The sequence below is a fragment of the Marinococcus halophilus genome (assembly GCF_900166605.1).
GTDB classification, from domain to species: Bacteria; Bacillota; Bacilli; order Bacillales; family Marinococcaceae; genus Marinococcus; species Marinococcus halophilus.
The window spans coordinates 492,002-508,264 of sequence record NZ_FVZD01000006.1; the positions used below are offsets into that span (position 1 = coordinate 492,002).

General features: G+C 46.7%; 20 protein-coding genes and 1 riboswitch. Of the genes, 16 read left to right on the top strand and 4 right to left on the bottom strand.

Annotated elements, in window-relative coordinates:
* Positions 1-15 precede the first annotated feature (15 nt).
* The 5 genes from B5066_RS08580 (at position 16) to B5066_RS08600 (ending at position 4,351) form a co-directional block, all read left to right on the top strand.
* Positions 16-393, top strand: a complete 378-nt coding sequence (locus tag B5066_RS08580) for a hypothetical protein (protein WP_143745415.1) — start codon at positions 16-18, stop codon at positions 391-393.
* 190 nt (positions 394-583) lie between these two features.
* Positions 584-1,537 (top strand): ABC transporter permease, encoded by a 954-nt coding sequence (locus B5066_RS08585; RefSeq protein WP_079475524.1) that lies wholly within the window; start codon positions 584-586, stop codon positions 1,535-1,537.
* A complete protein-coding gene (locus tag B5066_RS08590) occupies positions 1,527-2,483 on the top strand; it encodes an iron chelate uptake ABC transporter family permease subunit (RefSeq protein WP_079475525.1) in 957 nt (318 codons plus the stop codon). Before B5066_RS08585 ends, B5066_RS08590 begins: the two co-directional genes overlap by 11 nt.
* Positions 2,471-3,229 carry an iron ABC transporter ATP-binding protein gene (locus B5066_RS08595; protein ID WP_079475526.1) on the top strand — a complete coding sequence of 253 codons (759 nt, stop codon included), beginning with the start codon at positions 2,471-2,473 and terminating at the stop codon, positions 3,227-3,229. The genes B5066_RS08590 and B5066_RS08595 overlap by 13 nt, the downstream gene beginning before the upstream one ends.
* A gap of 99 nt (positions 3,230-3,328) precedes the next feature.
* Positions 3,329-4,351, top strand: coding sequence for a siderophore ABC transporter substrate-binding protein (locus B5066_RS08600; RefSeq protein ID WP_079475527.1), 1,023 nt, complete (start codon positions 3,329-3,331; stop codon positions 4,349-4,351).
* A 30-nt stretch (positions 4,352-4,381) separates the two neighbouring features.
* On the opposite strand, the gene B5066_RS08605 is transcribed toward B5066_RS08600, so the two are convergent.
* From B5066_RS08605 to ilvD, 3 genes are all read right to left on the bottom strand, one after another.
* Positions 4,382-4,789 carry a disulfide oxidoreductase gene (locus B5066_RS08605; RefSeq protein ID WP_094909042.1) on the bottom strand — a complete coding sequence of 136 codons (408 nt, stop codon included), beginning with the start codon at positions 4,787-4,789 and terminating at the stop codon, positions 4,382-4,384.
* Between the two features lie 5 nt (positions 4,790-4,794).
* The gene (locus B5066_RS08610; RefSeq protein WP_179124063.1) at positions 4,795-5,478 is read right to left on the bottom strand and encodes a DsbA family protein; all 684 of its coding nucleotides are present in this window, start codon (positions 5,476-5,478) and stop codon (positions 4,795-4,797) included.
* A gap of 137 nt (positions 5,479-5,615) precedes the next feature.
* A complete protein-coding gene (gene ilvD / locus B5066_RS08615) occupies positions 5,616-7,310 on the bottom strand; it encodes a dihydroxy-acid dehydratase (RefSeq protein ID WP_079475529.1) in 1,695 nt (564 codons plus the stop codon).
* 300 nt (positions 7,311-7,610) lie between these two features.
* On the opposite strand from ilvD, the gene B5066_RS08620 reads away from it, so the two are divergent.
* Entirely contained in the window at positions 7,611-7,811 is a 201-nt protein-coding gene (locus tag B5066_RS08620) for a hypothetical protein (protein ID WP_079475530.1), read from the top strand.
* 63 nt (positions 7,812-7,874) lie between these two features.
* Here B5066_RS08620 and thpD read toward each other — a convergent pair whose 3' ends face one another.
* Complete coding sequence (thpD, locus tag B5066_RS08625) at positions 7,875-8,816, bottom strand: ectoine hydroxylase (protein ID WP_079475531.1); 942 nt, start codon at positions 8,814-8,816, stop codon at positions 7,875-7,877.
* Between the two features lie 320 nt (positions 8,817-9,136).
* Between thpD and B5066_RS08630 the strand changes: the two genes are divergently transcribed.
* The 10 genes from B5066_RS08630 (at position 9,137) to sufC (ending at position 16,249) form a co-directional block, all read left to right on the top strand.
* Positions 9,137-9,442 (top strand): antibiotic biosynthesis monooxygenase family protein, encoded by a 306-nt coding sequence (locus B5066_RS08630; RefSeq protein WP_079475532.1) that lies wholly within the window; start codon positions 9,137-9,139, stop codon positions 9,440-9,442.
* Entirely contained in the window at positions 9,439-9,801 is a 363-nt protein-coding gene (locus tag B5066_RS08635; RefSeq protein ID WP_079475533.1) for a hypothetical protein, read from the top strand. Before B5066_RS08630 ends, B5066_RS08635 begins: the two co-directional genes overlap by 4 nt.
* A gap of 11 nt (positions 9,802-9,812) precedes the next feature.
* A complete protein-coding gene (locus B5066_RS08640; RefSeq protein WP_079475534.1) occupies positions 9,813-10,472 on the top strand; it encodes a cobalamin B12-binding domain-containing protein in 660 nt (219 codons plus the stop codon).
* Entirely contained in the window at positions 10,453-11,214 is a 762-nt protein-coding gene (locus tag B5066_RS08645) for an STAS domain-containing protein (protein ID WP_079475535.1), read from the top strand. The genes B5066_RS08640 and B5066_RS08645 overlap by 20 nt, the downstream gene beginning before the upstream one ends.
* A gap of 76 nt (positions 11,215-11,290) precedes the next feature.
* Positions 11,291-11,653, top strand: a complete 363-nt coding sequence (locus tag B5066_RS08650) for an arsenate reductase family protein (protein ID WP_079475536.1) — start codon at positions 11,291-11,293, stop codon at positions 11,651-11,653.
* Positions 11,654-11,680: 27 nt separating this feature from the next.
* Positions 11,681-12,064, top strand: a complete 384-nt coding sequence (gene gcvH / locus B5066_RS08655) for a glycine cleavage system protein GcvH (protein ID WP_079475537.1) — start codon at positions 11,681-11,683, stop codon at positions 12,062-12,064.
* Positions 12,065-12,229: 165 nt separating this feature from the next.
* Positions 12,230-12,335: riboswitch (SAM riboswitch) on the top strand.
* A gap of 182 nt (positions 12,336-12,517) precedes the next feature.
* The gene (locus tag B5066_RS08660) at positions 12,518-13,537 is read left to right on the top strand and encodes a methionine ABC transporter ATP-binding protein (RefSeq protein WP_079475538.1); all 1,020 of its coding nucleotides are present in this window, start codon (positions 12,518-12,520) and stop codon (positions 13,535-13,537) included.
* Positions 13,530-14,198 carry a methionine ABC transporter permease gene (locus B5066_RS08665; RefSeq protein WP_079475539.1) on the top strand — a complete coding sequence of 223 codons (669 nt, stop codon included), beginning with the start codon at positions 13,530-13,532 and terminating at the stop codon, positions 14,196-14,198. Before B5066_RS08660 ends, B5066_RS08665 begins: the two co-directional genes overlap by 8 nt.
* A 26-nt stretch (positions 14,199-14,224) precedes the next feature.
* Positions 14,225-15,058 carry a MetQ/NlpA family ABC transporter substrate-binding protein gene (locus B5066_RS08670; protein ID WP_079475540.1) on the top strand — a complete coding sequence of 278 codons (834 nt, stop codon included), beginning with the start codon at positions 14,225-14,227 and terminating at the stop codon, positions 15,056-15,058.
* Positions 15,059-15,460: 402 nt separating this feature from the next.
* Positions 15,461-16,249 (top strand): Fe-S cluster assembly ATPase SufC, encoded by a 789-nt coding sequence (gene sufC, locus B5066_RS08675; protein ID WP_022793930.1) that lies wholly within the window; start codon positions 15,461-15,463, stop codon positions 16,247-16,249.
* Positions 16,250-16,263 lie beyond the last annotated feature (14 nt).

The following is a 16,263-nucleotide window of genomic DNA, read 5'->3' on the forward strand; positions in this document are numbered from 1 at the left end:
GGACGGCAGCGGGTAATGCCTTTGTTTGCGGCCGCCTTTGGAAACGAAACAGAAGATGCAGAACAATGGATTTCGAAACTGGAAAGCAATAGGCTTTCTCTGAAAGAAACAGAAGAAACGGCTGCAGCTCCAGTTTCCATGAATCTTGGAAGCAAAATGTGGGAGGAAAACAGTACAAGCATAGAAATAGCGGTGCATGAGTTCAGCTCTCAGGAGGCAGCCATCCAGGCGGAAAAACAGTTTCAAGAAGAAATGACTGAAGACGGGGATGGGGAGATGCTTCCTAGTGAACGGCCGTTTCATAACCTATGTCTTTATATGCATATAATGGAGATACATACGATTTTTCGGCATTTATGGACAAGATACCACTCCCATCCTAAAAGCATGTGAAAAGCAAAGCCGGTCTGCCTGAAAAGGTAAGGCCGGTTTTTATTGTTTATGAAAAGTTAAGGAAAAAAGAAGAAGGTACATTGACATTTAAAACCGGAATGATAAAATGAAAAATGTAATTGATAATGAATATCATTAATAATTAGACGTAGAACGATGCAATTGTTCTTGGGAAATGAAGTGTTTACAGATGAAATGGTGGTACTTACTTGTTCTTCTCGTTCTTCTTTCGGCGGCTTCCCTGTTTATCGGCGTTCAGACGGTGTCGGTGCAGGGGTTGATGGCTGGAAATGAAGATGAATGGCGCACATTGACCTCGAGCCGTGTACCGCGGCTTCTTAGTATTATTATGGCCGGCATGGGGATGGCCATCTGCGGATTGATCATGCAGCAGTTGAGTCGGAACCGCTTCGTTTCCCCAACTACGGCTGGCACGATGGATTCGGCCCGGTTTGGTATTTTAGTGGCCATGATCTGGTTCGGCGGAGCTTCACCGCTGCTCCGGACCGGAGTAGCTTTTTTATTTGCCCTTATTGGTACATTTATTTTTATGACTATTCTTGAACGGGTGAAATTTAAAGATTCTATTTTTATTCCGCTAGTAGGACTCATGTTTGGAAACATTGTAGGCTCGGTAACGACATTTTTTGCCCTGAAATATGATGTGGTGCAAAACATGTCAGCCTGGCTGCAGGGGGATTTTTCACTAATTGTAAACGGACAGTATGAGCTACTGTATGTCAGCATTCCGCTTATTCTAATAGCTTACATATTTGCGGGCCGGTTTACGATCGCCGGCATGGGAGAAGAATTTGCGGTGAATCTGGGTCTGAATTACCGTACAGTGGTCAACCTGGGCATTACCATCGTTGCCGCTGTGACCGCAGTCGTTATATTAACAGTGGGAACCATCCCGTTTTTAGGTCTGGTAGTACCAAATATTGTGGCAATCTACCTGGGGGACAATCTGCAGAAAACGCTGATTCATACCGCCCTGCTTGGAGCCGTGTTTGTGCTTGTCTGTGACATTTTTGGACGCCTGATTGTTTTTCCGTACGAAGTTCCTATCGGTTTAACTGTGGGTGTACTTGGCAGTTTCTTATTCCTCTATATGCTGATGAGGAGGAAGAAATATGCGTTTTAATTGGAAGATCATGAGTCTGGCCATGCTCTCACTTGTTTTGGCCGCTATCTTTATGTTTACAGACGCAGGAGGCAATTGGGATTATGTTTTGCAGCACCGGGCAGAGAAGCTTCTTGCAATGGTAATGACCGGCGGTGCGATTGCCTTTTCTACTGTCATTTTTCAAACCATTACGAATAATAGGATTTTAACACCGAGTATTATCGGTCTTGATTCGTTGTACATTTTGCTGCAGACAGCGATTGTGTTCTTTTTTGGTTCTACCTCGGCACTTGTAATCAACGGTCCGCTGAATTTTTTTGTCTCACTTGCTCTCATGCTCGGCTTTGCCGTTATTCTTTACTACTTTTTGTTCCAGGGGGAGCAGCAGGATATTTTCTTTTTGCTTCTTGTCGGAATTGTATGCGGGACCTTGTTCAGCAGTATTTCTACGTTTTTACAAGTCCTCATATCACCAGATGAATTTTTGACGATCCAGGATAATATGTTTGCAAGCTTTAATAATGTGAATTCAAACATTCTCGGCATTTCAGTAGCGGTGTTTGTACTGTTATTTATCTACTCCTTGACCTTTATGAAATATTTGAACGTGCTTTCCCTCGGAAAGGACCAGGCGGTGAACCTGGGAGTGCCATATAAGTATGCGGTGAAGCGGCTGCTTGTCATTGTAGTGCTGTTTATTTCCATTGCCACCGCCCTGGTTGGGCCTATTACGTTTTTAGGCCTGCTTGTGGCTAATGTCGCTTATGAACTGATGAAGGATTACCGGCACAGTGTGCTGCTTGCTGCCGCCGCACTTGCGGCTGTAGCATTTTTAATCGGCGGACAGCTGCTTGTCGAACGGGTGCTTGGTTTTAACACAGCAATTAGTGTCATTGTGAACTTTATCGGAGGCATTTACTTTATTTATCTATTATTAAGGGGGAACAAAGCATGGTCCAGGTAATGAATGTAACAAAAAAGTATGATGAAACACCAGTCGTAAACGATGTATCCGTAACGATTAAACAGGGACAGATTACCTCATTCATCGGACCAAACGGCGCTGGAAAAAGTACACTGCTGTCAATGATCAGCCGTTTGATCGCGAAGGACGCGGGCGAAGTTAGGATCGGCGACAAAGACATTACGAAAACAAAAAGCCGGGAGCTGGCGAAGAAACTGGCGATCTTAAAACAGTCCAACGAAATGAATGCCCGGCTGACGGTGCGTGAGCTGATATCGTTTGGCCGCTTTCCCTATTCGCAGGGCAGGCTGAACGCTGAAGATTGGGAACATGTGGATCAGGCTATTGATTATATGGAGCTTTGGAGCATGCAGGATTCTTATATTCACCAGCTGAGCGGAGGCCAGCGGCAGCGGGCTTTTATTGCGATGGTTATTGCTCAGGACACTGACTATATCCTGCTCGATGAACCGCTCAATAATCTGGACATGAAGCACTCAGTGCAGATCATGAAAGTACTTCGCCGTTTAGTGAAAGATATGGGTAAAACCGTGCTTTTGGTTATTCATGATATTAATTTCGCCTCCTGTTACTCCGATGACATTGTCGCTTTGAAAAACGGGCACATTGTAGCCCAGGGCACGACCGAAGAGATGATGGAATCAGAAGTGTTGACAGATATCTACGAAATGGATATGCCTATCTGTCGTATTAACGATCAAAAAATCTGTGTTTACTTTACGTAAACCAGGTATCCGGCCCGTTAATACGGCAAAAGAGTAACAGGAGGAGGGAGAGCCAATACTTCAGGCTGGAAAAAACAAATTAACCAGGGGGAATGGGAAATGAAAAAGAACAAATGGATGCTTACTTCAACAGCGGTGTTTGGTACAGTTTTTATTGCTGCATGCGGGGCTGATAACTCAGAGTCATCAACTGCGGAAGGTGAAAACAGTGGCAGCACCAGTGAAGAAAGCAGCAATGAAGACAACGGAGGAAAGAAAAGCGGCGGCGAAGTGACCGTAGAACACGAATTGGGTGAAGCGACGGTGCCGGAAAATCCAGAAAACGTCGTTGTGTTTAATTACGAAATGCTCGAAACACTGGATGAACTAAATGTAGGCGTAAACGGCGTAGCCCAGGAATCGCTCCCTTCCTATCTGGATGATTATGGAAGCGATGACTACGAAAATATCGGGAGCTTAAAAGAGCCGGACTTCGAAGCAATCAACGCGATGGAGCCGGATGTGATCATCATTTCAGGACGTCAGAGCGATGCCTATGAAGAACTGAGTGAAATTGCTCCAACTGTTTATACAGCAGTGGACACGGAAAACTACATGGAATCCTTTGACAGCAACATGGAGATGATCGGGGAAATCTTCCAAAAAGAAGAGGAAGTGCAGGAAAAAGTAGACAAGCTTCATGCCCGTATTGACGATCTAAACGAAACTACTGAAGATGTAGGACCTTCTTTAGTAACACTGGTAAATGACGGTTCCTTAAGTGTTTACGGGGAAGGCTCCCGCTTTGGCCTGATCCATGACGTATTCGGCGTACCGGCAGCGGATGAAAATATCGAAGCATCTACACACGGGCAGAGTGCTTCCTTTGAATACTTAGCAGAAGAAGATCCAGAGCACCTTTTTGTAGTGGACCGCAGTGCAGTAGTCAGCCAGGGCGGCGAAGAGCAGACAGCTGCCGAAACTCTTGACAATGATATTGTAAATGAAACACAAGCAGCCCAGAATGATAATATTCATTATTTGGATCCAGAGTACTGGTACCTCTCCGGCGGCGGCCTTCAGTCGATGGATGAAATGATTACGGAAATTGAAGAAGCAGTGGCTTCGTCTGAAGAGGAATAAAAAAATAGTCACGTGCCTAAGGGCATGTGACTATTTTTTGCGTAGGGCGACAATCAAAAGTGCAACGGTAATAAACAAAAATGCAGTGAATGATAAAAGAGGGATGGTAACGAAACCAAGCCATTGGGCAGACTGATCGGAGCAGGAAACGGTGCCGGTGCACTCCGTGGCCTGCTGCAGCACCGGAAGCTTTTGGTACAGATAATGATAGCCTGCAAGCAGCATACCTGGAACAGCCAGCGGAAGCGCATACCATACGACCTGCCGTTCCCCGCGGAATACAGCGACCCCTAACATGACTGCGAGCGGGTACATAAGAATGCGCTGGTACCAGCAAAGCTCACAGGGGATATACCCTAAAATTTCGCTGAACGATAAGCTGCCGAGTGTAGCAATAATGGCCATCACCCAGGCTGCACTTAATAAACGTTCCATCATGGGCGCTACTCTCCTGCCTCTTCTGCAATCATATCGAGCAGCTCCTGGTAGCTGTCCCCTTCAAACAATTCCCCGTTCACAAATACGGATGGGGTGCTGTTTACGCCAAGGTCTTCGGCCATGGAGCGGTCATTTTCCACTTCTTCTTCGTAGGTCCCGTTTTCATAAGCTTCGACAACTGTGGTTACTTCTTCCCCGGAAGCAGTCTCCCGAAGCAGCTCCGTCAGGCGCTCCTGGTCAAAGTAGTTTCCGCTTTCGTTCTGCGGCTGATTGGCAAACAGCGTATCATGGAAGTTCCAGAAGGCTTCATCCCCGAGTTCGCCGTAAACGGCCTCGCTGAATTCTGCCGCTGTTGTGGAATCCTCACTTAAAAACGGATAGTGAACGTAATGAAAAGCAGCATCGCCGGATTCAACAAACTGGGATTCAATTTCAGGAACGACTGATTCGTGAAAGTTTTGGCAGGCAGGGCACTTATAATCACCAAACTCGACGACTGTAACTGGAGCGTCCTCTTCTCCCTTGAGCGGCTGGCCGCTCGTTTCCAGGTTTTCACCACTGTTTTCTCCAGAATTATCACTGCCGCCGCTGAAATTGCCCACGAGAATAATAGCAAGCAAAATCACAGCTATAACGGCTACAATAGCTGCAAATGTACGGCCCGAACTCGGCCTTGGTTTTTTGGACATAGGAAACTCCCTTCGTGCGTAACTATGTATTAACGTTAGTACCCTCATAATTTACCATAAATTGTGGGAAACTCAAATGCTCTTAAAATAAAGCTGAAAAGAAAGAGAACTGCCTGAAACGGCAGCTCCCTTAGAGTTTATAAATCTGCGTCTGTGACGGCTCCTTTTGCACTTGAAGAAACCAGTTTAGCGTATTTGGCAAGAGCTCCTCGTTTTTCTGGAAGGTCCGGAGCCTGCCAGGCGTTCCGGCGTCTTTCAAACTCTTCGTCGGAAATGTGAAGGTTGATCTCCTGCGTGTCGCTATCGATGGAGATGATGTCCCCGTTTTGAAGCAGCCCGATCGGACCGCCAACGCTTGCCTCAGGAGCTACGTGCCCGATAACAAAACCATGGGAGCCTCCGGAAAAACGACCGTCAGTCATAAGCGCTACTTTGCCGCCGAGGCCGCGGCCGACGATCATCGAAGTAACAGAAAGCATTTCCGGCATGCCCGGGCCGCCCTGCGGACCAACATAACGGATGACGAGCACATCGCCTTCGACGATTTCTCCGTCCATGATAGCTTTTGTTGCCGATTCTTCACTGTTGAACACTTTGACCGTGCCCTCGAATCGGCTGATCTTCTGGCCGGACAGTTTAATAACGGAGCCTTCCGGTGCCACATTTCCTTTCAAAACAACGAGCGGGCCGGTCTTTTTAAATGGTTCCGCTACAGGGCGGATAATTTCCTGGCCCTCTTTCAGGGAAGGGACAGCATCAAGATTTTCTGCAAGTGTTTTACTGGTTACGGTAAGACAATCGCCGTGCAGAAGCCCTTCCTCGTAAAGAAGCTTCATGACGGCCGGCACGCCTCCGATTTCGTAAAGATCCTGCATCACGTATTTACCACTCGGTTTTAGGTCAGCAATATGAGGTACGTTCTGCCGGACACGTTCAAAATCATCGTAAGACAGATCAACGTCTGCCGAATGGGCGATCGCGAGTAGGTGCAAAAACGCATTGGTGGATCCGCCAAGGGCCATAACAACCGTAATGGCGTTTTCAAATGCTTTTTTCGTCATGATGTCTTTCGGAAGAATGTTATTTTCAAGCAGCTCGATGGTCAATTCCCCAGCCTGCCTGCACTCGGTTTCTTTGTATTCGTAAATTGCAGGGGTGGAGGAGGAGCCCGGAATGCTCATACCGAGCGCTTCTACGGCAGCGGCCATCGTATTGGCTGTATACATGCCGCCACAAGCGCCGGCACCCGGACATGCATTACACTCCACCTGGTGAAGCTCTTCATCGCTGATCTGGCCGGTCTGGTGCTGGCCGACAGCCTCGAAGGACGAAACAATATCAATGTCTTTGCCGTTTAACTTTCCGGGCTGAATGGTGCCACCGTAAACGTACACGGAAGGGATGTTCATCCGGGCTAGAGAGATAACGCAGCCCGGTGTTGTTTTATCACAGCCGCCGATAGCCACGACGCCGTCGAGGCGCTCAGCATTGGTTACAGTTTCGATCGAGTCAGCAATAATTTCCCGGCTTGGAAGGGAGTAATGCATGCCTTCGTGCCCCATGGCGATACCGTCAGAAACGGTGATCGTGTTGAAAATAAGCGGGGCGCCTCCATTGGTGGCAGCTCCCTGCTTCGCGTGGCGTGCAAGGTTATCGATATGTACGTTGCACGGAGTAACCTCGCTCCATGTGCTTGCAATGCCAATCATTGGTTTTTTAAAATCGTCGTCCGTAAAGCCGACGGCCCGAAGCATCGCCCGGTTTGGCGCGCGATTGGCGCCTTCACTGATGGCTTTACTGCGGTTTCGTAAGTCTTTTTCTGTTTTTCCCATTGCTATGACCCTCTCTCATGAAGTTTTGTCGCAAACAATGTGCATGACGGCTCACGTACTCCATACGCAGCACGAATATTTTTTCTGCATAAACAAATGTCTATCTAACAAGGACTATTCACTATCATACTAGGAATAGATGATTGTTTCAACGTAACAGCGATAGTGAAAAAAGTTATTTCTGAAAAAAAAGGAAAATTAGTCTGATAGATAACTTTACAAGAAGGTGGGAAAGATAGGCGAAGTCAATTATGATATAGATAACCTATCTCTATTTAGAGAAAAAATGGAGGGATGACGTTGAAAGAACCAATTATATGGGCTGTGGCAATGTTGGTTGCGTTTCTCGCTCTGTTTTTAACGGGAACTCTGCAGCTGCAGGGATTCGAAAGTGTTATCATTCAAATGGTTGGTTTCAGTGGCATGGTCTTTGCGATTTTGTATAGTGTACTGCTGACACAGAAATCAAATGAGGAAAAGGATCAGACATTCAAACGGTGAGTGAAGGCCGGCATTATAATGAAAAAAGCATCCGGAATAGAAACCGGATGCTTTTTGTGTGTCTTATTTTGCAGAAGTGGAAGTTGTTTGGTGCGACAAACGATCCGAGCTTGGCTGGATCGCGGAAGTGTCCTGGCGGTTGGCCAGAAATTCCGGGCGCGGCTCCTGGCCGCTGAACGGATCCACGAGCTTGTTTTCCACCGAGTTGAACACGAAGAACACGTTGCTGCGCGGGTACGGCGAGATGTTGCCGGCCGAGCCGTGCATCGTGTTGCAGTCAAAGAAGAGCACCGAGCCCGCCGGGCCGGTCGCGCGGTCAATCTGGCCGCCGGCCTGCTCCGTGAGCCATTCCATGCTTTCGTTGTCCGGCACGCCGGTCTCCTGCTTTTTCAGCGACTGCTTGAAGTTGTCCTCCGGCGTCGTGCCCGGGCAGGAGACGTACCATTTCTGCGACCCCGGGATCAGCATGAGCGGGCCGTTGAACTCGTAGTTGTCCGTGAGGATGATCGAGCAGCTGAGTGCCCGCATGTCCGGCATGCCGTCTTCCATGTGCCAGGTTTCAAAATCCGAATGCCAGTAGAACTCCTTACCCTTAAAGCCTGGCTTAAAGTTTATCCGGGACTGCATCATATACACCTGGCTGCCGAGGATCTGCTGGGCGGCTTTGACGATGCGTTCGTTTTTGGCGAGCATTTCAAAGAACCCACTGTCCTTATGGATTTCAAACACGGAGCGGACCTCGTTGCTGTTCGGCTCCTTGATCACGTCCGGCGCGTCGCGCTCTTCGTTGCGCTTCATCGTCTCCCGGAGCTCGCGCTTCATCATGTCGACTTCCTCGTCGGTGAACAGCTTCTGGAGCATGAGGTAGCCGTTCTCGTCGTAAAAGTCCAGTTCCTTCTGCTGCAGCGGGCCATCATATCCGGCGCTCCCGTGTACTACCGGGTCCTTCCGGTCCATGATTTCCTTATGGTCGCCCTGTCTGGATGGATATTTATCGACTGCCATTGTTCAAAATACCTCCTTTATATTTTAACCAAGGGATTAAAACCTCAGTCAATCAGACACATTCCCGGCTTAAAAAGGAATAAACATTAGAAACGGAAAATTTTTAATAATTAAATAAGCAGGAAAAGTTCTAAGCCGGATTTGATGCGTAATGGACTCATATTAAAAAATTTTATTTTTTTAAGCGATAACATCATATTCAAACCACTTAGTATATGCTTTTATACTTGCTGTTGTGCCGGGAGATTTGGCATTGGCGTTCCCCTTTCAGGATTGATACAATATTAAGCATTGAAAAGTCGATATAGGAGGACACTGGTATGCACATTGTTACGTCCACATTTATAGTCCCGGAAGAAAAAGCGGCCGAGGTTATTGCAATATATGAAAAAAGATCGCGACGGGTGGACAAGGCAGAAGGGTTTCTGAAGTTTCAGCTTCTGCAGAATGAAAAAAAGCCCGGTGAATTAACGGTCTACATGGTATGGACATCTAAGGAAATGTATTTGAACTGGGTACGGAGTAAAGAATTTAAAGAAATACATGAAATGGAGAAAAACTATCCGGATCAGGAGCTTGCAGGCATTGTGCCGGAAGTTCACCAGTACCAGGTGGTGGCAGAATGACGCCGGAGGAAAAAGAAAAAATTGTTCAGCACGTCTCTGAAGAAATATATAAAGCTCATCCCTGGCTTTGGGACAGGTTCAAAGAGAGAGGGAGGGAGAAAACAGAAGAAGATAATCATCACCATCTCAAACATCTTGAAACCTCCTATGCTCTTTCGGACCGCTCTTTTTTTCTGGATTACACAGCGTGGCTGGAGTCAGTTTTAAACGAGCGGGGAGTATCTACTGCCATCATTATTGATAACTATAAGCGTTTGAGAGCAATCTTCCCTCTTTATGCGGCTAAAGAGGAGCGGCTCTTTTTTACGGAATGTCTTACGGAGGGCATTGAGCAGCTTGAAGAAAACATTCAGAAATAAGGTGACAATTAATGATAATACGACCGGAAGATCTGGCAGGCATGATGCTCGATGGACTCGATGAAGAGGCCTGGCAGGAAATCCAAAAAGTAAATAAGCACATGACGTTAACCGGGATCTATGAAGATCTGCTGACACCTGCTATGTATCATGTTGGAGAACTCTGGCAGGAGAATAAAATATCGGTCGCAGATGAGCACCTGGCAACGGCGACATGTGATTTTCTGCTTTCCCGACTGGAGCGAAGGGAAGAAAAGCAGCCCTCACCAGATGCTCCAAAAGCACTTCTTTTCGGTGTAGCGGAAGAGCAGCACTATTTAGGCTTAAGAATGGCGGCCTCCATTTTTCGGGCACGCGGCTGGTCGGTGAAGTATCTCGGACCAAATCTGCCAGCTGAGCAGGCGCTCGCTTTTGCAGAAAAATGGCAGCCGCAGGCAGTCGCCATGTCGGCAGCCCTCTCGTATCGTCTTCCTTCGTTATTTTCCTACATTGAGGCCTTTACTGCTCTGAAAGAAAAGCCGGCGGTCCTCCTCGGCGGCAAGATGGCAAGAGAACGCGATGTAGGTGAACTATTTTCCGGGGAAGTTATCCGGATGGATGGGCTGCGTACGCTCGAGCGTTGGATCGAAGGAGAAGAGGAGGGAGGCACCTATGCCAGATCTCAGTCCTGAGGCTCTGCCGCTTCCTTACGTACAAATAGATAAGCATTACAAAATCATTTATATGTCTTCTTCCGCGCGGAGTCGTTTTGGCCATAAGGAATATTTTTATGAGTGGCTGGATGAAGGAAGCTGGGAAAAGGCAAAACGGCTGTTTCAAGATACGCCTGAAGAAAATGGCGTAGAGTTGATTTTTATCGACGAAGACCGTATCTCCACTGTGATGGATGTATACACGGAAAAAAGCAACGATCTGCACATCCACGTGCTGCTTGTGCCAAAGGATCAAAGCTACAGCAATGTCTCAGGCAAGCTCGAACGTCTTCGCGGCCGCCTTCGGGAGACGAATACAGAACTGCTTGAAGAAAAAGAAACGATGGAAGCCGTCATTAAGGAAAATTACCGCCTGTCCGCTCCGTTTATTGAAATTACAAAAGATATGGCCCTCGTGCCCCTTCACGGCGATATTAACGAGCAGAAAGTGTCACTAATCGCAGAAAAAGTTGTCCATGCCTGGCACCGGGGGGAGTACGAAAAGACAATTTTTGATTTTACCGGGGTGGGAGAGGTGGACGAAGAGGGGATGAAGGAACTGCGCAGAACCTTTGAAGCGCTCACCTTGATGGGCACTAAAGTCATCGTGGCCGGCATCCTCCCGCGCCAGGCCAAACAGCTTCAGGAAATGCATACCTCCCTTGCTTTTGAATTCAGCCGTTCACTCGAACAGGTCTTAACAGCTTCCCTTGGCAGTTAAAAACAAAATGAAACTTTCCAACCTGGAAAGATTCCGCTACAATTAGAGGAAAGAAAGCGTGTGAGGAGGCCTGGCATTGGCACTTACTTTTTATGGATATCCCCCGTGCGATACATGCCGCAAAGCTAAAAAGTGGCTTGAAAAAGAAGAGATCCCTTTTAACGAGTATCATATTGTAGACCATCCGCTTTCTAAGGAAGAACTAAAGAAGTGGAAAGAGCAGGAAGGGCTCGAATGGAAACAGTTTTTTAACACAAGCGGAAAAAAGTACAGGGAGATGGACTTGAAGAGCCGTCTGCCGAAAGCGTCCGAAGAAGAAATTCTGGAATGGCTCTCCTCTGATGGAATGCTCATAAAAAGACCTGTCGTGACAGATGGCGAGAGTGTTACCCTTGGGTTTAAGGAACCAGTTTTTGAGGAAAAGTGGAAAGCGTATTAGTATTCATTTGAAGGAGGATGATTATGCATGAGTGTGCCAGATGAACTTTTGTATTCAGAAGAACATGAATGGGTGAAAAAAGAAGACGGACGTCTTCGCGTTGGGGTCACGGATTTTGCCCAATCAGAGCTTGGCGATATTGTATTCGTAGAGCTTCCAGAGGTTGGGGATGAGCTTGAAGCAGGTGAACCATTTGGAAGTGTAGAGTCTGTAAAAACGGTATCGGAGCTTTATGCCCCGGTCACAGGGAAAGTCGTAGAAATTAACGAAGACCTGGATGATTCTCCGGAATTCGTTAATGAATCGCCGTATGAAAAAGCTTGGATGATCGTTGTAGAGCCTTCCAATGAAAGCGAACTGGATGATCTAATGTCTCCGGCTCAGTATTCGGACATGGTAAGCGACGATTAATACTGATTTACATAGAAGCTGGCCTGTAAACAGGCAGCTTCTTTTTTTGAAGAGCTTTAATACTGATCGTTTTCACCCTTTTCAGCACGACGCCAACAGTTGACGCTTATAGGAAAAGGTGCTATTATCAATAGCATCGTCAAATATGAACGGATAATCATCGTTCACTTATCAAGAGAGGTGGAGGGGCTGGCCCTGTGAAACCCGGCAACCAGTCTGCATAAGCAGACATGGTGCCAATTCCTGCAGGCATATGTCTGCAAGATGAGTGGAAAGGATTCTTAAAAACCTTTCTGCACACGAGCAGAAAGGTTTTTTCTTTATGGTTCGAGGTGGAAAGAGAACATTTGCCGGAACTGTGAAGATTTAAAACCTACTATTTACATCTCTTTAATGAAGATAAATTACATCTCTTTAATGAAGATAAAGAAGGACGATGAAGGAGAGAGCGGTATGATTCAATTAAAAGGTTTGTCCAAGGCCTTTCAGACAAAAACACAAACCGTTACTGCTGTAGATAACGTCAGCCTTTCTATTGATGAAGGAGAGATCTTTGGCATTATCGGCTACAGCGGCGCAGGTAAAAGTACGCTTGTAAGGCTGTTAAATAAGCTCGAAACCGCAACGAGCGGTGAAGTAACCATCGAGGGAGAGAGCATTACCTCCTTAAAAGGGCAGTCTCTTCGCAGCGCCCGCCAGGAGATAGGAATGGTGTTTCAACACTTTAACCTGCTGTGGTCGCGGACAGTAGCAGAAAACATTGCGTTTCCACTCGAAATTGCAAAGCAGTCAAAGCAGGAACGAAACAAACGGGTGCAGGAGCTGGTGAACCTTGTCGGCCTTGAAGGCCGGGAAGATTCCTATCCTTCCCAGCTGAGCGGCGGCCAGAAGCAGCGGGTTGGCATTGCAAGGGCTCTTGCTAACAACCCAAAGGTGCTGCTGTGCGATGAAGCGACGTCGGCCCTGGATCCAAAAACAACGGATTCTATTCTCGCTCTGCTGACTGATATTAATAAAAAGCTCGGTTTAACCATTGTGCTGATCACGCACGAAATGCACGTAATCCGTAAAATCTGCCACCGGGTGGCAGTGATGGAAAACGGCAGAGTCGTTGAAGAAGGGCCTGTGCTCCAGGTCTTCCGAAAGCCCCAGGAGCATATGACAAAAGAATTCGTGCGCCAGATTACGGAGCCGGAGGAAGATGCCTCGGAAATTGTATTTAATGAAGAAGAAACCGGGGCAGTGGTACAGCTGAAGTTTTTGGAAAACAAGGCTGAGCAGCCGTTCATTTCCAAAGTCATCCGCCAGTTTGATGTGGATGTGAACATTATTCAGGGAAAAATTTCCCAGACGCAGCGCGGCAGTTATGGCTCTCTTTTCATCCGCATCAAAGGCAGCCATGAGGAAATCGAAAAAGCGCTGGACTACCTCCGTGAAGAAGAAATAGAAGCGGAGGTGATGGAGCATGCTTAGCACCTGGATGGAAGAAATTAATTGGGAAAATATGTGGATTGCTACGTGGGAAACTGTATATATGAGCTTGATCGCGGTAGCAGCAACGTTTTTACTCGGAACAATACTAGGCGTTCTGCTGTATTTAACGGATAAGGGAAACATGTGGGAAAACAAGCCGGTGCATACGGTGACAGCGGCGATCGTCAATATTTTTCGTTCGATTCCGTTTATTATTCTAATCATTCTGCTTATTCCATTCACAACCTTTTTAATTGGCACGATGCTCGGGCCGAGTGCAGCGCTGCCAGCGCTGATTATCGGTGCAGCTCCTTTCTATGCCCGTCTGGTGGAAATTGGCTTGAGAGAAGTAGATAAGGGCGTTATTGAAGCTTCGCAGGCAATGGGGGCGACCCAGTGGCAGATCATCCAAAAGGTGCTTCTGCCTGAAGCCTTGCCATCCTTAATTTCCGGGATCACGGTGACAGGCATCACGCTGGTCAGCTACACCGCCATGGCCGGTGTTGTAGGCGGGGGCGGTCTCGGGAACCTTGCGTATCAGGAAGGGTTCCAGCGAAGCAACAATGACGTGGTGTTTGTTGCTACAGTCCTGATTTTGGTTATTGTCTTCATTCTACAGTGGGTGGGCGATATTTGGACGAGACAGATAGATAAACGATAAATATTATATTAATGGGGGAATTTTTCATGAAGAAAACACTACTTGGAGTTTCATTACTTTCCACGGCGGTACTTGCAGCATGCGGATCTGATTCAGAATCAGGAGACGGTTCCGGAGAAGACACGCAAACACTTACCGTAGGGGCTACGAGTGTACCGCATGCCGAAATTCTGGAATTTGCCGAAGATCAGCTTGAAGAAGAAAATATCGAGCTTGAAATTGAAACCTTCAACGACTATATTGTTCCAAACGAAGCGTTGGCTTCGGAAGAAATTGATGCAAACTATTTTCAGCATATTCCGTATCTTGAAGATCAAATGGAAGAAAACGAAAACTATGATTTTGTTAACATGGGCGGTATTCACATAGAACCTATCGGTGTTTATTCCCAGGAATACGACAGCCTTGATGCCCTTCCTGATGGGGCTGAAATAATTATGAGCAACTCGGTCGCAGACCACGGCCGGATCCTTCAGATGCTTGAACAGGAAGGCATGCTTACGCTTGAAGAAGGGGCCGGTGTGGAAGCAACTGTGGAGGATATTGCTGAAAATCCGAAAAATCTGCAGTTCCAGGCGGACATTGATGCGGCTACACTTCCGCAAGTGTACAATAATGGCGAGGGGGATGCAGTGTTTATTAACTCCAACTACGCGATTGATGCCGACCTGAATCCACAGGAAGATGCCATTGCGCTTGAAAGCCCGGAAGACAATCCGTATGTCAATGTGGTAGCGGCGAGGGCAGAGGATGAAGATAATGAAACGATTCAGACGCTCGTGGAGGTATTGCAATCGGAAGAAACACAGCAATTTATTGAAGAAGAATACGATGGAGCTGTTATTCCTGCCGAGCAATAATAGCGGACAGGCCGGACTTGTTGACTAAGTCCGGTCTTTTGTATTAAGTAGAACTAAAAGAGAATCTCCATTGAAAGAGTTTTTCTTTTTTTACTTCTCACTGAGGTTTGGTATACTGTAAGGGTGAATGAAGGAAAGCATTGAACAAGGAGGGTCGTTCCTGCAAATGTTTGTATAGGCGCCCTCCTTTTTGTATGAATGCTTTTATTGAGAATAAAGCCAAGGAATTCTCATTTATTTCCTATGCGTTTTATTATCATATAGCAGCTTAAAAATGAAATGTATCGGGAGATGAAGCGAGTTTGCTTGAAGTCAGTTTATATTTGTTATAAAATAATAATTATAATAAATAGAGAAAAAACAGCGGTTTCCGCTTGATTCCAAAATATGGAGGTATGCAAAATGGCAACGCCGAATTTGAAAATTGAGAATTTGCACGTAGAAATTGAAGGTACTGAAATCATTAAAGGTTTCGATCTGGAAATGAACGGCGGAGAAATTCACGCAATCATGGGACCAAACGGAACAGGGAAATCCACGCTTGCTTCTGCAGTGATGGGCCATCCGAAGTATGAAATTACTAAAGGAACTATCACTCTTGACGGAGAAGACGTTCTCGACATGGAAGTCGACGAGCGCGCAAGAGCAGGTCTTTTTCTCGCAATGCAGTATCCAAGTGAAGTGAGCGGTGTAACGAACTCTGACTTTATGCGTTCGGCCATTAACGCTAAGCGCGGCGAAGGCAATGAAATCCAGCTGATGAAATTTATCCGCCAGATGGATGAAAAAATGAACATGCTTGAAATTGACGAATCGTTCTCCCAGCGTTATTTAAACGAAGGTTTCTCCGGCGGTGAGAAAAAGCGTAATGAAATTCTTCAGCTTCTTATGATGGAACCAAAAATCGCTATCCTGGACGAAATCGATTCCGGTCTTGATATCGACGCGCTCAAAGTCGTTTCCAAAGGCGTAAACGACATGAAAAGCCCGGACTTTGGCTGCTTAATCATCACTCACTATCAACGCCTCTTGAACTACATCACTCCGGATAAAGTGCACGTTATGATGCAGGGACGTATTGTTAAATCCGGCGGCGCCGAATTGGCCCAGCGTCTTGAAAACGAAGGCTATGAGTGGATTAAAGAAGAACTCGGCATTGAAAACGAACGCGTTGGAGAACCACAGGAATAATTTTAACAGCAGGG

What these genes read in the sequence shown, in the direction of transcription:
- B5066_RS08670 (WP_079475540.1), top strand. Translation starts at nt 14,225, where the DNA reads ATGAAGAAAACACTACTTGGAGTTTCATTACTTTCCACGGCGGTACTT.
- sufC (WP_022793930.1), top strand. Translation starts at nt 15,461, where the DNA reads ATGGCAACGCCGAATTTGAAAATTGAGAATTTGCACGTAGAAATTGAA.
- ilvD (WP_079475529.1), bottom strand. Translation starts at nt 7,310, where the DNA reads ATGGGAAAAACAGAAAAAGACTTACGAAACCGCAGTAAAGCCATCAGT.
- B5066_RS08590 (WP_079475525.1), top strand. Translation starts at nt 1,527, where the DNA reads ATGCGTTTTAATTGGAAGATCATGAGTCTGGCCATGCTCTCACTTGTT.
- B5066_RS08580 (WP_143745415.1), top strand. Translation starts at nt 16, where the DNA reads ATGCCTTTGTTTGCGGCCGCCTTTGGAAACGAAACAGAAGATGCAGAA.
- B5066_RS08595 (WP_079475526.1), top strand. Translation starts at nt 2,471, where the DNA reads ATGGTCCAGGTAATGAATGTAACAAAAAAGTATGATGAAACACCAGTC.
- B5066_RS08605 (WP_094909042.1), bottom strand. Translation starts at nt 4,789, where the DNA reads ATGATGGAACGTTTATTAAGTGCAGCCTGGGTGATGGCCATTATTGCT.
- B5066_RS08645 (WP_079475535.1), top strand. Translation starts at nt 10,453, where the DNA reads ATGCCAGATCTCAGTCCTGAGGCTCTGCCGCTTCCTTACGTACAAATA.
- thpD (WP_079475531.1), bottom strand. Translation starts at nt 8,816, where the DNA reads ATGGCAGTCGATAAATATCCATCCAGACAGGGCGACCATAAGGAAATC.
- B5066_RS08585 (WP_079475524.1), top strand. Translation starts at nt 584, where the DNA reads ATGAAATGGTGGTACTTACTTGTTCTTCTCGTTCTTCTTTCGGCGGCT.
- gcvH (WP_079475537.1), top strand. Translation starts at nt 11,681, where the DNA reads ATGAGTGTGCCAGATGAACTTTTGTATTCAGAAGAACATGAATGGGTG.
- B5066_RS08665 (WP_079475539.1), top strand. Translation starts at nt 13,530, where the DNA reads ATGCTTAGCACCTGGATGGAAGAAATTAATTGGGAAAATATGTGGATT.
- B5066_RS08635 (WP_079475533.1), top strand. Translation starts at nt 9,439, where the DNA reads ATGACGCCGGAGGAAAAAGAAAAAATTGTTCAGCACGTCTCTGAAGAA.
- B5066_RS08640 (WP_079475534.1), top strand. Translation starts at nt 9,813, where the DNA reads ATGATAATACGACCGGAAGATCTGGCAGGCATGATGCTCGATGGACTC.
- B5066_RS08630 (WP_079475532.1), top strand. Translation starts at nt 9,137, where the DNA reads ATGCACATTGTTACGTCCACATTTATAGTCCCGGAAGAAAAAGCGGCC.
- B5066_RS08660 (WP_079475538.1), top strand. Translation starts at nt 12,518, where the DNA reads ATGATTCAATTAAAAGGTTTGTCCAAGGCCTTTCAGACAAAAACACAA.
- B5066_RS08610 (WP_179124063.1), bottom strand. Translation starts at nt 5,478, where the DNA reads ATGTCCAAAAAACCAAGGCCGAGTTCGGGCCGTACATTTGCAGCTATT.
- B5066_RS08600 (WP_079475527.1), top strand. Translation starts at nt 3,329, where the DNA reads ATGAAAAAGAACAAATGGATGCTTACTTCAACAGCGGTGTTTGGTACA.